Annotated in this window: 12 protein-coding genes; 4 read left to right on the top strand and 8 right to left on the bottom strand. The window is 73.1% G+C overall.

The window, feature by feature from the left end; translation table 11 throughout:
• The first annotated feature begins 43 nt into the window (after positions 1–43).
• Both AB0E14_RS00785 and AB0E14_RS00780 read left to right on the top strand, forming a co-directional pair.
• Positions 44–976 (top strand): AraC family transcriptional regulator, encoded by a 933-nt coding sequence (locus tag AB0E14_RS00785; protein WP_362409828.1) that lies wholly within the window; start codon positions 44–46, stop codon positions 974–976.
• 62 nt (positions 977–1,038) lie between these two features.
• Positions 1,039–1,959: a methyltransferase gene (locus AB0E14_RS00780; protein WP_362409826.1), complete on the top strand. Its 921-nt coding sequence runs from the start codon at positions 1,039–1,041 to the stop codon at positions 1,957–1,959.
• Positions 1,960–1,964: 5 nt separating this feature from the next.
• Here the strand turns inward: AB0E14_RS00780 and AB0E14_RS00775 are convergent, their stop codons facing one another.
• The gene (locus tag AB0E14_RS00775) at positions 1,965–2,438 is read right to left on the bottom strand and encodes an RICIN domain-containing protein (RefSeq protein WP_362409824.1); all 474 of its coding nucleotides are present in this window, start codon (positions 2,436–2,438) and stop codon (positions 1,965–1,967) included.
• Positions 2,435–3,472 carry a helix-turn-helix domain-containing protein gene (locus AB0E14_RS00770; RefSeq protein ID WP_362409822.1) on the bottom strand — a complete coding sequence of 346 codons (1,038 nt, stop codon included), beginning with the start codon at positions 3,470–3,472 and terminating at the stop codon, positions 2,435–2,437. The genes AB0E14_RS00775 and AB0E14_RS00770 overlap by 4 nt, the downstream gene beginning before the upstream one ends.
• A 112-nt stretch (positions 3,473–3,584) precedes the next feature.
• On the opposite strand from AB0E14_RS00770, the gene AB0E14_RS00765 reads away from it, so the two are divergent.
• Positions 3,585–4,538: an NADP-dependent oxidoreductase gene (locus AB0E14_RS00765; protein ID WP_362409820.1), complete on the top strand. Its 954-nt coding sequence runs from the start codon at positions 3,585–3,587 to the stop codon at positions 4,536–4,538.
• 90 nt (positions 4,539–4,628) lie between these two features.
• Here the strand turns inward: AB0E14_RS00765 and AB0E14_RS00760 are convergent, their stop codons facing one another.
• The 6 genes from AB0E14_RS00760 to AB0E14_RS00735 form a co-directional block, all read right to left on the bottom strand.
• Positions 4,629–5,423, bottom strand: a complete 795-nt coding sequence (locus AB0E14_RS00760) for an aldo/keto reductase (protein ID WP_362410336.1) — start codon at positions 5,421–5,423, stop codon at positions 4,629–4,631.
• A 114-nt stretch (positions 5,424–5,537) separates the two neighbouring features.
• Complete coding sequence (locus AB0E14_RS00755; RefSeq protein WP_362409819.1) at positions 5,538–6,305, bottom strand: ABC transporter ATP-binding protein; 768 nt, start codon at positions 6,303–6,305, stop codon at positions 5,538–5,540.
• Positions 6,302–9,001, bottom strand: coding sequence for an ATP-binding cassette domain-containing protein (locus AB0E14_RS00750; RefSeq protein WP_362409817.1), 2,700 nt, complete (start codon positions 8,999–9,001; stop codon positions 6,302–6,304). The genes AB0E14_RS00755 and AB0E14_RS00750 overlap by 4 nt, the downstream gene beginning before the upstream one ends.
• Before the next feature lie 13 nt (positions 9,002–9,014).
• Entirely contained in the window at positions 9,015–10,292 is a 1,278-nt protein-coding gene (locus AB0E14_RS00745) for an ABC transporter substrate-binding protein (protein WP_362409815.1), read from the bottom strand.
• 133 nt (positions 10,293–10,425) lie between these two features.
• The gene (locus AB0E14_RS00740) at positions 10,426–12,255 is read right to left on the bottom strand and encodes an AMP-dependent synthetase/ligase (RefSeq protein WP_362409813.1); all 1,830 of its coding nucleotides are present in this window, start codon (positions 12,253–12,255) and stop codon (positions 10,426–10,428) included.
• A gap of 458 nt (positions 12,256–12,713) precedes the next feature.
• A complete protein-coding gene (locus AB0E14_RS00735; RefSeq protein WP_362410333.1) occupies positions 12,714–13,589 on the bottom strand; it encodes a LysR substrate-binding domain-containing protein in 876 nt (291 codons plus the stop codon).
• 113 nt (positions 13,590–13,702) lie between these two features.
• On the opposite strand from AB0E14_RS00735, the gene AB0E14_RS00730 reads away from it, so the two are divergent.
• On the top strand, positions 13,703–14,734 hold the full coding sequence (locus tag AB0E14_RS00730; RefSeq protein WP_362409811.1) for a bile acid:sodium symporter family protein: 1,032 nt from the start codon (positions 13,703–13,705) through the stop codon (positions 14,732–14,734).
• Positions 14,735–14,822: the final 88 nt, after the last annotated feature.

Genomic DNA, 14,822 nt, shown 5'->3' with positions numbered 1-14,822 from the left:
CCACGGACTCACTCCCATACGCGTGCGTCTACCCTTGCGCCCCATGGACGCTCTCGCGGGACTCCTCGACGGACCACGGGCCAAAGGAGCCTTCCTGCTCCGGATGATCATGGAGCCGCCGTGGTCCGTACGGATCGAGGACCGCGCGCCGCTCTGCCTGATGTGCGTCACCGCCGGCGAGGCGTGGATCGTCCCCGACCGCGGAGAGCCCGTCCTGCTGCGCCCCGGCGACGTCGCGATCGCGCGCGGCCCGGAGCCGTACACCGTCGCGGACGCGCCCGACGCCCCGCCGCGCGCCAGGATCGGCCCCGGCGGCGTCTGCACCACCCTGAGCGGGGAGCCGCTCGCCGAGTCCATGCACCTGGGCGTACGGACCTGGGGCAACGCCCTCGACGGCGCGACCACCGTGCTCGTCGGCACCTACCAGATGGGCGGCGAGGTCAGCCGCCGCCTCCTCGACGCGCTGCCGCCGCTGCTGCACCTGCCCACCGAGGTGTGGAACTGCCCGCTCATGCCCTTCCTCGACGAGGAGATCTCCCGCGACGAACCCGGGCAGAGCGTGGTCCTCGACCGGGTCCTCGACCTGCTGCTCATCGCCGCCGTACGGGCCTGGTTCTCCCGGCCCGGCGCCCAGGCCCCCGCCTGGTACCGTGCCATGGCCGACCCCGTCGTCGGCCGCGCCCTGCGCCTGCTGCAGAACGACCCGGCCCACCCCTGGACGGTCTCCTCGCTGGCCGTCGCGGCGGGTGTCTCGCGTGCCGGACTCGCCCGCCGGTTCGCCGAGCTGGTCGGCGAGCCGCCGATGGCGTACCTCACCGGCTGGCGGCTCGCCCGCGCCGCCGACCTGCTGCGGCAGACGGACGCGACGGTCGAGTCGGTGGCCCGGCAGGTCGGCTACAGCAGCGCCTTCGCACTGAGCGCCGCGTTCAAGCGGGTCCGGGGAGTCAGCCCGCAGGAGTACCGGCGGCGGGAGTGAACCGTGTTGCCGGAACGGCAAGAATTCTCGCGTTTTCCGCGCGACGCCCGCAGGCTGGCCGCATGACTCACGACCACGACAGCGCGCACCGGCAGGGCCACGACCACGACCACGACCACAAGCACGGTCACCACCACGCCACCCACCTCGACTGGGCCGCGATGGCGCCGCTCCTGGAGCGCCAGGCCGAGCTCCACGGCCCCCTCTACACCCAGGCCGCCGACTGGCTCGGCGAGCTCGTCCCGGCCGTCGGCGTCCGCCGGACCCTCGACGTCGGCAGCGGCCCCGGGGTGATCTCCACCCTGCTCGCCGAGGCCTTCCCGCTCTCCGAGGTGGTCGCCGTGGACGCGAGCCCGGAACTCCTGGAGCGGGCGCTCGCGCGCGCCGAGGCGCGGGGCCTGGCCGGCCGCGTCACCACCCTGCGCGCCGAACTCCCCGCGGACTTCGCCACCTTGGGCGAGGCCGACCTGATCTGGGCCGGCAACTCCACCCACCACATCGGCGACCAGCGGGCCGCCCTCGCCTCCTTCGCCGGCCTGCTGCGGCCCGGCGGGCTCATCGCCCTCGTCGAGGGCGGGCTCTACGCCCGCCACCTGCCCGCGAACATCGGCTTCGGCAGGCCCGGCCTGGAGACCAGGATCGAGGCCGCGCACGCGGAGTGGTTCGCCCTGATGCGGGCCGAACTCCCGGACAGCAAGGAGGAACCGGACGACTGGCGGGGGCTGCTCGCGGCGGCCGGTCTCACCCCGAGCGGCACCCGGACGTTCCTCACCGACGTCCCGGCGCCCGTGCCCGCCATCCACCGCGAACAGATCGTCGCCCACTTCACGCGGCTGCGGGAGCCGATCGGCGAGCGGCTCGACGCCGAGGACGTGGCGAGCCTCGACCGGCTGCTCGACCCGGCGAACCCGCTCTCCCTGCACCGGCGCACGGACCTCTTCATGCTCTCCGCCTCCACCGTGCACACCGCCCGCAAGGGCTGAGCGAGTCAGGACACCGGCTCCAACTGCCACCACTGCGAGGGGGAGTCGGTGTCCTCCCACTGCCGTACGTTCCCGCCGTCGTCCATCGAGCCCTCCTCGACCTCCAGCAGCAGCCCGCTGATGAAGCTCACCAGCGCGACCGTGCCCGGCGACTGGAGGTCCTGCTCGATGATCCACTCCTGAGCGCCGAAGTTGTTCGCCTTCCACTGCTGGATGTTCGCGCCGTTCTCCGTCGAGGCGTTGGCCACGTCGAGACGCTTGCCGCTGGCCGCGTTCACCAGGTGGTACAGGCCGCTGCCGTTGGGCACGGCGGTGACGTGCCAGTGCTGGCCGGGCGCGCCGCTCTCCTTGCCCTGCTGCACGTTGGCGCCGCTGCGGCTCGATCCGTCGTACACCTCCAGGAGCAGCCCGCTCGCCACGTTCCGCACCCGGTAGAGCCCCTCGACGACCGGGGCGGTCGAACCGCTCGTACTGCTCACTGCGCGAACTCCTTTTCCTTGGAGGTGAGATGGAAGGTGCGCCGGTAGGCGGCCGGGGAGACCCCGACCAGGGCACGCATGTGCTGCCGAAGCGAGTTCCCGCTGCCGAATCCGGTCCGGGACGCGATGTGATCCACGGTCAGATCGCTCGTCTCCAGCAACTGCTTCGCCAGCTCGACCCGTTGGGCGGTCAGCCACTGGCCGGGGGTCGTCCCGGCCTCGTCCCGGAAACGGCGCGTGAAGGTGCGCACGCTCATCCGGGCGTGCCCGGCCAGTTCGGCCAGCGTCAGTGGACGGTCGAGCCGTTCCAGGGCCCACGCGCGGGTCGGGGCCGTGGTCGTCGAGGTCGGCTCGGGGACCGGACGCTCGATGTACTGCGCCTGCCCGCCGTCCCGCCACGGCGGGACCACGCAGCGCCGTGCGACCGCGTTGGCGGTGGCGCTGCCGTGGTCGCGGCGTACCAGGTGCAGGCAGAGATCGACCCCGGCCGCCGCCCCCGCCGAGGTCAGGACGTCCCCGTCGTCGACGAACAGCACGTCCTCCTGGAGCAGGACGTGCGGGTGGAGGGTCCGGAAGTGGGCCGCCTCCCACCAGTGGGTGGTGGCCGGGCGGCCGTCGAGCAGTCCGGCCGCCGCGAGCGCGTACGAGCCGTTGCAGATCGACACCACCCGCGCGCCCGGCCCGATCCGCGCCAGGGCTTCGCCGGCCAGGGCGGCAAGGCTGCCCTCGTCGGCGAGGGCGCGCATGTTCGCCGTGGGCGGGACGACGACGGTGTCGGCCGCCGACAGCTCCTCGGGGCCGTGCTCGGGGACGACGGAGAAACCGTCGGAGGTGCGCACGGGGGAGCCGTCGAGGGAGCAGACGCGCACGTCGTACAGGGGCCAGCCGTCGGACGTGAGGGCGCCGCCGAGGATCCGGGCGGGGATGCCCAGCTCGAACGGGATGACCCCGTCCAGGGCGAGGACCGCCACCCGGTGGGGCGGGGGCGCGTCGGCCGGTCGCTCTCCGGGCGGGAGGGGCACGCAGGAGGTCATGGCCAGATTCTGTCACATCATGGCTATCTGGCCAGTACCGGTGAGGGAGAGACCGTCCGAGGCTGGTGGACATCAGGTCATCAGCACACCCCCGCCACCAGGAGCTCCTCCGATGAACGACACCGCCACCGAGGCCCCCGCCACCATGCGCGCGATCGCCGCCACCGCGTGGGGCGGCCCCGAGGTCCTCGCCGAGACCCGGGTCGCCCGCCCGGAACCCGGTCCGACCGAGATCCTCGTCCGGGTCCACGCGGCCGGCATCAACCCCGCCGACTGGAAGATCCGCGCCACCGGCGGCTTCGGCCCCTGGGGCGAGCCCCCGATCCTCGGCTTCGACGTCTCCGGCGTGGTCGAGGCCGTCGGACTCGGCGTCACCCTGTACGCGCCCGGCGACGAGGTCTTCGGCATGCCGCAGTTCCCTCAGCAGGCGGGCGGCTACGCCGAGTACGTCGCCGCCCCCGCCCGCCACTTCGCCCGCAAGCCCGCCGGGCTCAGCCACGTGGAGGCCGCCGCGCTGCCGCTGGCCGGGCTCACCGCCTGGCAGGCGCTCGTCGAGACGGCCGGCCTGCGCGCCGGGCAGCGGGTCCTGGTCCACGCGGCCGCCGGCGGTGTCGGCCACCTCGCCGTCCAGATCGCCAAGGCGCGCGGCGCCCATGTCATCGGCACCGCGAGCGCCGCCAAGCACGACTTCCTGCGCTCCCTCGGCGTGGACGAGCCGATCGACTACACGACGACCGACTTCGCCACCGCCGTACGCGACGTGGACATCGTCCTCGACTGCTACGGCGGCGACTACGGCACGCGCTCGCTGCCCGTGCTGCGCGACGGCGGCTCGCTGGTGACACTGCCCTCGCCCCTCGACGCGCCCGCGCCCGAGCGCGGCATCCGCACCGGCTTCACCCTGGTCGAGCCGGACTACGCCGGGCTGCTCGCCCTCGCCGAGCTGGTCGAGGCCGGGCGGCTGCGCCCCGAGGTCGACACCGTCCTGCCGCTGGCGGAGGCGGCCAAGGCGCACGCGCTCGGCGAGTCCGGCCGGACGCGCGGCAAGCTCGTCCTGACCGTCTGACCCACCGTACGGACGCGCCGTACGGACCCGTGAGGTGGGCGCCCGGGACTGACCGGCGCCCACCTCGGCCGTCACACGTCGCGTCCGCGCTCAGGCGCCGACGCTGAACTCGGCCGGGTTCGGACCCAGCCGCCGGTTCTCGTCGAGGGCCGCGATCGCGGCCATGTCCTCGTCGTCGAGCGCGAAGCCGAAGACGTCGATGTTCTCGCGGATCCGGGAGGGGGTCACCGACTTCGGGATGACCACGTTCCCCGTCTGCAGGTGCCAGCGCAGCACCACCTGGGCCGGGGTCCTGCCGTGCTTCTGGGCGACGGCGACGATCGCCGGGACGTCGAGCAGTCCCTTGCCCTGGCCCAGCGGCGACCACGCCTCGGTCGCGATGCCGTACCGGGCGTGCGCCTCGCGCGACGCGTGCTGCTGCAGCTGCGGGTGCAGCTCGATCTGGTTGACGGCGGGGACGACCGAGGTCTCGCCAATCAGCCGCTCCAGGTGCTCCGGAAGGAAGTTGGAGACACCGATCGCCTTCGCCCGGCCGTCGGCGAGGATCTTCTCGAACGCCCGGTAGGTGTCGACGTACGCGTCCTTCGCCGGCACCGGCCAGTGGATGAGGTACAGGTCCACGTAGTCCAGGCCCAGCTTGTCGAGCGAGGCGTCGAAGGCCCGCAGCGTCGAGTCGTGGCCCTGCTCGCTGTTCCACAGCTTGGTGGTGACGAACAGCTCCTCGCGGGGGAGACCGGACGCGGCGATGGCCCGGCCGGTGCCCTTCTCGTTCGCGTAGATCGCTGCCGTGTCGATCGAGCGGTAACCCGCCTCGAGGGCGGTCGTCACCGCGCCCGCAGCCTCGTCGTCCGGCACCTGCCAGACGCCGAAGCCGAGCTGGGGCATCTCCACGCCGTTGTTCAGGGTGAGGGAGGGGACCTTGTTGTCCGTGGTCACGTGCGGTCGATCCTTAGGTCGTGGGGAGTGGTACTCCCCACGACAACGCACGCGTCGGCGGTCTCATTCCCCGGCCCCCCGCCCCTGACCGTTCCCGGGCGGGGCGGTCGAGCCGAGATACGCCTCCCGGACCGCCGGGTCGGCCCGGACCTCGGCCGCCGTCCCCTCGGCGAGCACCCGGCCGAGGTCGAGCACGACGACCCGCGAGCACAGCTCCATCACGAAGGCCACGTTGTGCTCGACGAGCAGCACCGCGCAGCCCTCCTCGTCCGCCATGTGCCGGATGACGGCGGCCAGTTGGCTCCGCTCCTCGGCGGTCGTGCCGGACGCGGGCTCGTCGAGCAGCAGGACCCGGGGCGGATCGGCGAGGGCCCGGGCGAGTTCGACCATGCGGGCCTGCCCGACGGGCAGCGCGCCGGCGTACGAAGCGGCCAGCGCGTCGAGCCCGCACTCGTGGAGCACGGCCGCGGCGCGCTCCCGCCGGTGCGCGCCCCGGCGGGCCCCGCCCCGCCAGTCCTGGGCCACGACCAGGTTGTCCGCCACGGTCAACTGCCCGAAGAGCTGCTGGCGTTGGAAGGTCCTGCGGATGCCGTGGCGGGCCCGCCAGACGGGGGAGCGGCGGGTGATGTCCGCCCCCGCGTACGAGATCCCGCCCGCGTCCGGGCGGCGGATGCCGGACAGGACGTCGAAGAGCGTGGTCTTGCCCGCCCCGTTGGGGCCGATGAGGCCGCAGACCTCACCCGGCCCGACGTCGACGCTCACGTCACGCAGGGCGTGGACGCCGCCGAAGCGGACGGAGATCCCGCTCGCGCGGAGCATGGCGGCGGTCATCGGCGTACCCCCGTTCCCAGATAGGCCTCGGCGAGCCGGTCCGGGTCCACCTTGGACCTCGGCCCGGACCAGGCGGTCTCGCCCTGGGCGAGATACGCCACGGTGTCGGCGAGCGCGAGGACCTCGGCCGCCTTCTCCTCGACCAGGACCAGCGCGGTCCCGTGCGCGCGGAGCTCGGTGAGCAGACCGAAGACCTCGTCCACGACACGGGGCGCGAGCCCGAGGGACGGCTCGTCGGCGACCAGGACCTCCGGCGGGTGCTGGAGGAGCGGGGCGAGCGCCAGCAGCTGCTGCTCACCGCCCGACAGCGACCCGGCCGGGACCCCGCGACGGGCGGCGAGGACCGGGGAGCGGGCGTACACGGCGTCCCGGTCCTCGGCAGCGGGCAGGTGCAGGGCCAGGTTCTCCTCGATCGAGAGCCCCGCGAAGATCCCCCGGCCCTCGGGCGCGAGCCGCACGCCGCGCCGCGCCCGCCCGACCGCGCCGTCCCGGGTCGCGTCCTCGCCCCGTACACGTACCAGACCCTCGGTGGGCCGCAGCAGCCCCGCCGCGACCCGGCACAGGGTCGACTTCCCGGCCCCGTTCGGCCCGAGCAGCACCAGCACCTCGCCCCCGCGCACCGCGAGGTCCACCCCGTTGAGCACGGCCGCGCCGCCGTATCCGGCCCGTACCCCGCGCAGTTCCAGCGCGGGCCGGACACCGGGAGCCGACGCGGGACCCGCCTCCGGGCGCCGGGGCCGTACGTCCTCCCGTACGGGCTGCGCTGGGATCGCCGCGGCGACGGGGGCGGCGGCCGCGCGCGCCGCCCGTCGGGACGGCCAGGCCGCGCAGTAGCCGTCCGGGTCGTTGGCCCGCGCGAGGCCGGCCAGACCGAAGAGGATCACCGGCAGGTGCGCGGACTCCGTCACGTACGTCGCCATCAGGTGCGGGACCACCGCGAAGACGAGCCCCGCCACCACGGCGAACTGCGGGCGCCGCACCCCTGCCGCGACGACGACCGCCAGCCAGACCAGACCCGTCATCGCCGTGAAGTCCGTCGCCGTGATCCGGGTGCTGTACGAGGCGAGGAGCACGCCCCCGAACCCCGCGAGCCCCGCAGACACGGTGAAGAGCAGGAGCTTCGTCCGCACCACCGACACGCCCGACGCGGCGGCGGCCTCCGGCGCCGACCGCACCGCCAGGATCGCCCGGCCCCACCGCGAGCCGCGCAGCCAGGTCAGCAGCGCCACCACCGCACCGCAGAGCAGCACGAGCGCGAGCCCGAGCGCCCGGTCGTCGGCCAGGTCCACCGGGCCGACGACCGGCCGGGGGATCTCCCAGCCGGTGTCGCCGTTGCGCAGCCACCCCAGCTGGAAGAGCACCTGGTCCGCGAGGAAGGCGAGGGCCAGCGTGGCGAGCGCCAGGGACCGCCCGCCGAGCCGCAGCGCGGGCAGCGCCACCACCGCGCCGAGCACCGCCGCCGCGACCGTGCCCACGGCCGCCGCCGCGACGAACGGCCAGCCGTGGCTCATCAGCAGACCGGCCACCAGGGCGGCGCCGGTCACGAACGTGGCCTGGGCCAGCGACACCATCGCCCCGAGCCCGGTGACCACGGTGAAGGACATGAACACGAGCCCGATGGCGAGCCCCTGGGCCAGGATCCCGCTCCAGAACGGGGTGGTGACGGTGTAGAAGGCCGTGCCGAGCAGCACACCGCCCACCGCCCAGGCGCCCCAGCGTCTGCCCCAGCCCTTCCCGGCCAGATAGTCGACCGGGGGAGGGTCCGCCGCCGCCGTGCCCGCCGCGCGCCGCCGCTGGGCGAGCACGACGAGACCGGCGAAGAGGATGAGGAAGGGGACGGCGGTACGGAAACCGGTGATGTCCTCGGCGAAGGAGGTGTAGCCGGCCACCAGGTTCTGCAGCACCCCGAGGCCGAGGCCGCCCGCGAAGGCGAGGGGCACGGAGGCGAAGCGCCCGAGCACCGCCGCGGTCGCCGAGACGAAGAGGAAGAGGGTGTAGTCGTGGGCCGAGAGCCCGAGCAGCGGGGTCGCGAGGACCCCTGCCAGGCCCGCCAGACCGGACGACAGCATCCACGCGATCGAGGACAGCCGGTCCGCGCTGATCCCGCGCAGCTCGGTCAGCGAGCGGTTGTCGACGGCGGCGCGCAGCAGCAGCCCGAGCCGGGTGTGCCGCATCAGCACCCAGAGCCCGGCTGCCGCGAGCGCTGTCGCGACCCAGGTGATGAGCTGATCGGAGTCGATGCCGACGCCGTCGAGGAGCTGCCAGGACTCCGCCGGGCTCGGCCCGACGCCCGGCAGGCCGAACTGGTTCTCGGCGGGCAGGACCGGTGCCCCGGCCCGTTCCAGGAGCTCGACCGCCCACAGCCCGGCGGCCGGCAGGGCGACCAGCAGACCGATGGTCGCCACGATCTGCGCCGTCTCTCCGACGCCCGCCAGTTTCCGGAACATCAGCCGGTCGAGCCCCCAGCCGAGGCCGGGCGCGACCACGCACACCAGGAGCAGCGCGGTGGGCACGGCCGGCCAGCCGAAGCCGGAGTGGAGCTCGTAGAACGCCAGCGCGCAGAGGTACGCGGTGGCGCCGTGCGCGAAGTTGAAGAGCCCCGAGGCGGAGTACGACAGGACGAGCCCGGTCGCGAGCAGCGCGTACAGCGCGCCCGAGACGAGACCGCTCAGGACGAAGCCCAGCAGGTCACCCACGCGAACGCGCCCCTCAGCCGAACGGGATCGGCGGGTAGCACTTGAACGGCACGGCCACCTCGTACCGCCCGTTCTTCAGCCGGACCAGCGACCCGCAGCCGAAGCTCTCCTTCTGCCCCTTGGGCAGGGCCCGGTCGCCGACGAGCGTGCCGGTGTCGGAGAACCCGGCGGCGGCCCGCTGGAAGGACTCGACGGTGAGGTCCTTGCCCGCCTTCGCGGCGACGGCGAGGAAGAGGTCGGCGCTCATGTAGCCGGTCATCATGTGCATGTTGAGCGGCACGTCCTTGCCGCCCGCCGCCTTCCTGATGTCCTCCTTGAACTGGCGCATCGCCGGGCTGTCGGCCTCGAAGGGCTGGAACTGCAGCAGTACGTGCACCCCGTCGAGCGCCTGCTTCGTCGCGTCCTTCGCGAGGAGCCCCGGGTCGTAGTCCGTCGGGTCGGTGAGAATCCCCTTGTAGCCGGACCGCTTGAGCGCCGTGAACAGGCCGATGTTGTACGGCGTCTGCATCACCGAGACGACGGCGTCGGGCGCGCCGCCGCCGGGCCCCGAGCGCAGGATCTCCTTCGTGTAGGCCGACCAGTCGCTGGGCATCGAGGTCGCGGGCACCACGGCCTTGGCGTACGGGACCTGGAAACCGGCCGACTTGAAGCCCTGGGTGAAGGTGCGGATGCCGAACTTGCCGGCGTCGTTGTCGCCGGCGATCAGCGCGACCGACTTGCCGCGCGCGCCGCCGAGGACGGCGGCGAGGCCCTCGGGCCAGGTCTGGTTGAGGGTGCCGCCGGGGGTGGGGACGAGGCAGCCGTTGAAACCGTAGATGTACTCCGGGCCGCAGAACGACGGGAGCGTGCCCCAGCCCACGGTCGGGACCTTCTGACCGTTGAGGAAGTCGGCGCCCGCGAAGGTGACCGAGCTCATCGGGGAGACCGCGAAGACCTTGTCCTGCTGCACGAGTTTGCGGGCGGCCGCGAGGTTCTTCGCCGGGTCCTGGCCGTCGTCCTCCGCGCCCAGGTAGTCGATCTTCCTGCCGTTGATCCCGCCCTCGGCGTTCGCCCGGTCGTAGCGGGCCTTGGCACCGAGGTCGGTGTCCTTCTTGGAGTAGCCGCTCGCGGTCGTCATGGAGACGATCCCGCCGACCTTGATGGTGTCGGCGGTGACTCCGCGTACGGAGGCGCCGGAGGCGCCGGAGACGCCCGGCTTCTCCGAAGTGCCGCCGGTGGAGGCAGAGTTGCAGGCGGTGGCGAGGAGCAGGGCCGCCGCGGCGGCGGCGAGGGTGCGGATCGGTCGCAGCACGGTCGGTCGTCCCTCCGTCGGGTGACCGCATTCTGTGACCGAGCTGATGAAGCGTCAATAACTGATACAACGTCAATTGATGATGCGTCAGAAGACGTTCTGGGGCGTCGAAGGCCCTTGACCGGCGCCCCGATCAGCCGTACAGCGCCTCGACCTCCGCCGCGTAGGCCTGCTCGATCGCCTTCCGCTTCAGCTTCAGGGAGGGGGTGAGCAGGCCGTGCTCCTCGCTGAACGGATGGGCCAGGATCCGGAAGGTGCGGATCGACTCGGCCTTCGAGACCAGGGTGTTGGCCGCCACCACGGCCCGTCGGATCTCCGTCTCCAGGCTCGGATCGCGCACCAGCTCGGCCGGCGGCAGCGGAGCCCGCCCTTGCATCGCCAGCCAGTGTTCGACCGCCTCGTGATCCATCGTCACCAGAGCGGCGATGTACGGCCGGTCGTTGCCGACCACGATGCACTGGGCGATCAGCGGATGCGCGCGCACCCGCTCCTCCAGGCCGGACGGCGCCACGCTCTTGCCGTTGGAGGTCACCAGGATCTCCTTCTTCCGCCCGGTGATCGTCAGGTAGCCCTCCTCGTCGAGCGACCCCAGGTCACCCGTGGCGAGCCAGCCGTCGTTGAGCACGGCGGAGGTGGCCTGCGGGTTGTTCAGGTACCCCGAGAAGACCTGGCCGCCGTGCAGCCACACCTCCCCGTCCTCGGCGATGTGCACCGTCGTTCCCGGCACCGGCTGTCCGACCGTCCCGTACCTGACCCGCTCGGGCGGATTGGCCGTGGCCGCCGCCGAGGACTCCGTCAGGCCGTACCCCTCGAAGATCGTCACCCCGGCACCCTCGAAGAAGAGCCCGAGCCGCCGGTCCATGCCCGAGCCGCCCGACATGGCGTGTCTGACCCGTCCGCCCATGGCCTCGCGGACCTTGCCGTACACCACCTTCTCGAAGAACTGGTGCTGCATCCGCAGCGCCGCCGACGGGCCGGGGCCGAGCCCGAAGGCCTTGTGCTCCGCCGCCTCCGCGTACTTGACCGCCACGTCGACCGCCTTGTCGAAGGGCCCCGCCTTCCCCTCGCTCTCGGCCCTGCGGCGGGCGGCGTGGAAGACCTTCTCGAAGACGTACGGCACGGCCAGGATGAAGGTGGGCCGGAAGGCGGCCAGGTCCGGCAGGAGCGCGGATGCCTGCAGCACCGGCTGGTGGCCCAGCTTCACCCCGCTCTGGACCGCCGCCACCTCCACCATCCGCCCGAAGACATGGGCGAGCGGCAGGAAGAGCAGCGTGGAGGCCTCGTCGCCCGGCTTGGAGTGGAAGACCGGCTCCCAGCGGCCGGTCAGCATGTCCGTCTCGAACATGAAGTTGGAGTGGGTGAGGACACAGCCCTTGGGGCGGCCCGTGGTGCCGGAGGTGTAGATGATCGTCGCCACCGACTCGGGCGTCACCGCCCGCCGGTGCCGCTGCACCACGTCCTCGTCGATCTCCGTGCCCGCCGCGGTGAGTTCGGCGACCGCGCCGGCGCCCGCGTCCAGCTGCCACAGCCGCTGGAGCCTGGGCAGCCGGTCGATGACCGAACCGATGGTCATGGCGTGGTCCTCGGACTCCACCACGCAGGCCGTCACCTCGGCGTCGTGCAGCATCCAGTAGACCTGCTCGGCCGAGGAGGTCGGGTAGATCGGCACGGACTGGGCGCCCAGCGTCCACAGCGCGAAGTCGAACAGCGTCCACTCGTAGCGGGTCCTGGCCATGATGGCGACCCGGTCCCCGAACCGTACGCCGTGCGCGATCAGGCCCTTCGCGAGCGCCAGGACCTCGTCCCTGAACTGCGCGGACGTCACGTCACGCCACTGCCCGCCGGCGTCCTTGCGGCCGAGCGCGACATGGTCGGGAGTCTGCTCGGCACGGTCGAACACGGCGTCCGCCAGACCGCCGACCTGAGGCGCCGCCTCGATGGGCGGCACGGTGAACTCGCGCAATGACCTGACTCCTCGCACGCTCGGTGTCGCGCTCCGTACGGCGCGGGTGACGGTACCCCACCCGGCGGACGGGCGGGAGAGCCTTCACCAAGCCGGGACATTGGGTGTTGTCACAGGTCAGGGGAGGGTGAGGGAGCAAGTGGCGGGGTATCGGGGGCGGTTACTGACCGGGGGGTAAGTAGGGCGGGCGGCAATCTCCACGGAATCTGTACCGGCTGCTCACCGTTCACCCGACCCCGGGGCGGGCGCAAGGGCGAACAGGTCCGGTGGACCTGCCCGGAGGACCTGCCCGGATGACCGGTCGGACCTGCCCTGGCGGACCTGCCCGGCGTGCCGCTGCGACGAGGGCGCGGCGGACCTGCCCGGCGTGCCGCGACGGCCAGCGCGCGGCGGATCGGCTCGGTCGGGTCAGCTGGGTCGGGTCGGCTGGGTCGGGTCAGCCGGGTCGGCCCGGTCGGTCAGTCCGGCCGGTGCAGGCGGACGCCGCCCGCCAGGATCGCGGCGGCCAGCGCGTCGGCCGCGTCCTGGGCCGAGCCGGGCCGTCGGCCCTTCCGCAGCACGAAGTCGACGTCGCCCAGGTCCGGCAGCCCCGCCCGGGCGGGCATCCGCGCCAGACCGGGCGGCACGAGCCCGCGGGTGTGCGCCATCACCCCGAGGCCGGCACGGGCCGCCGCGATGTTGGCGCTCAGGCTGGAGCTCGTGCAGGCGATCCGCCACGCCCGGCCCTGCGCCTCCAGGGCTTCCAGCGCCCGGGCGCGGGTGATGCCCGGCGGTGGGAAGACGATCAGCGGCACCGGGCGCTCCGGGTCGAGGCGCAGCCGCGGCGCCCCGATCCAGATCAGCGCGTCCCGCCAGACCAGCTCGCCCCCGCTCTCCTCGGCGCGCCGCTTCGCCAGGATCAGATCGAGCCGCCCCGCCTCCAGGCGGGTGTTCAGCGTCCCGGACAGTTCGACCGTCAGCTCCAGGTCCACCTCGGGGTGCTCGCGCCGGAAGGACTCCAGGATCTCGGGCAGCCGGGTGACCACGAAGTCCTCCGAGGCGCCGAAGCGCAGCCGCCCGCGCAGCCGGGTCCCGGTGAAGAACGCGGCGGCCCGCTCGTGGGCGCTGAGGATCGTCCGGGCGAAGCCGAGCATCGCCTCCCCGTCCTGCGTCAACTCCACGCTGTGGGTGTCCCGGGTGAAGAGCGGGCGCCCGGTGGCGTCCTCAAGCCGGCGCACGTGCTGGCTCACGGTCGACTGGCGGACGCCGAGCCGGCGGGCGGCCCGCGTGAAACTCAGGGTCTCGGCGACCGCGAGGAAGGTGCGGAGCTGGGCCGGATCGTACACAGGAGCCAGGTTATCGCGTTCCGTGATGACAGTCAGAGCGCTGTACGGGATTCCCGATCGCCGCCGCGAGGAGCAGGATGGGGAGGCACGATCTTTTGTCCGAAGCAGTGGAGCCGGAGCACATGAGCCGCCGTACGACCCTCCTACCGTCCTGGCTGCCGATCGACCCGTACATCCTGGCGATCCTCGGCACCGTGGGCCTGGCGGCCCTGCTGCCCGCGTCCGGCGGCGCCGCGACCGTCGCCGACGGCGCCTCGACGGCCGCCATCGCGCTCCTCTTCTTCCTCTACGGCGCCCGCCTCTCCACCCGCGAGGCGCTGGACGGCGTCCGGCACTGGCGGCTCCACGTCACGGTCCTCGCGGCCACGTTCGTCGTCTTCCCGCTGCTCGGGCTCGCGGCCAAGGGTCTGGTACCGGCCGTTCTCACGCCCCCGCTCTACAGCGGCCTGCTCTTCCTCTGCCTGGTGCCGTCCACCGTCCAGTCCTCGATCGCCTTCACCTCGATCGCCCGGGGCAACGTCCCGGCCGCGATCTGCGCGGGTTCCTTCTCCTCGCTCGCCGGTGTCGTGCTCACCCCGCTGCTCGCGGCGCTGCTCCTCGGCTCGACGGCGGGCGGCTTCAACGCCGACTCGCTGACGCAGATCGTGCTCCAGCTGCTCGTGCCGTTCCTGGCGGGCCAGCTGCTGCGGCGCTGGGTCGGCGGTTTCGTGCTGCGGAACAAGAAGGTGCTGGGGTACGTCGACCGGGGATCGATCCTGCTCGTCGTCTACACGGCCTTCAGCCATGGCATGACCGCCGGGATCTGGCACCAGGTCACCCCGGCGCGGCTCGGGCTGCTGCTCGTGGTCGAGGCGGTGCTGCTCGCCGCGATGCTCTCGCTGACCTGGTTCGGCGCGCGGCGGCTCGGCTTCGACCGGGGGGACCGGATCGCGATCCAGTTCGCTGGGTCGAAGAAGAGCCTGGCGGCGGGGCTGCCGATGGCGAGCGTGCTGTTCGGGCCGCAGGCCGCGATGGCGGTCCTGCCGCTGATGCTCTTCCATCAGATGCAGCTGATGGTCTGCGCGGTGATCGCCAAGCGCCGTGCCCGGGACCCGGAGGCGCTCGCGGAGGCGGTCACGGAGCCACGCCAGGCCGTCGCCGCGAACCGGGGCTGAGCGGGCGACGGCTGTCGGGCTGAGCGGGCGCCGCGAACCGAAGCTGAGCGGGCGACGGCTGTCGGGAGTGGCGGATTCACGCCCCGCC

Origin of the sequence: Streptomyces sp. NPDC047981 (assembly GCF_040653315.1) — a bacterium.
In the GTDB taxonomy this organism is placed as follows: domain Bacteria; phylum Actinomycetota; class Actinomycetes; order Streptomycetales; family Streptomycetaceae; genus Streptomyces.
Note: the sequence above shows the minus strand (reverse complement) of the source record. Positions and strands in the feature narration are given on the sequence as shown.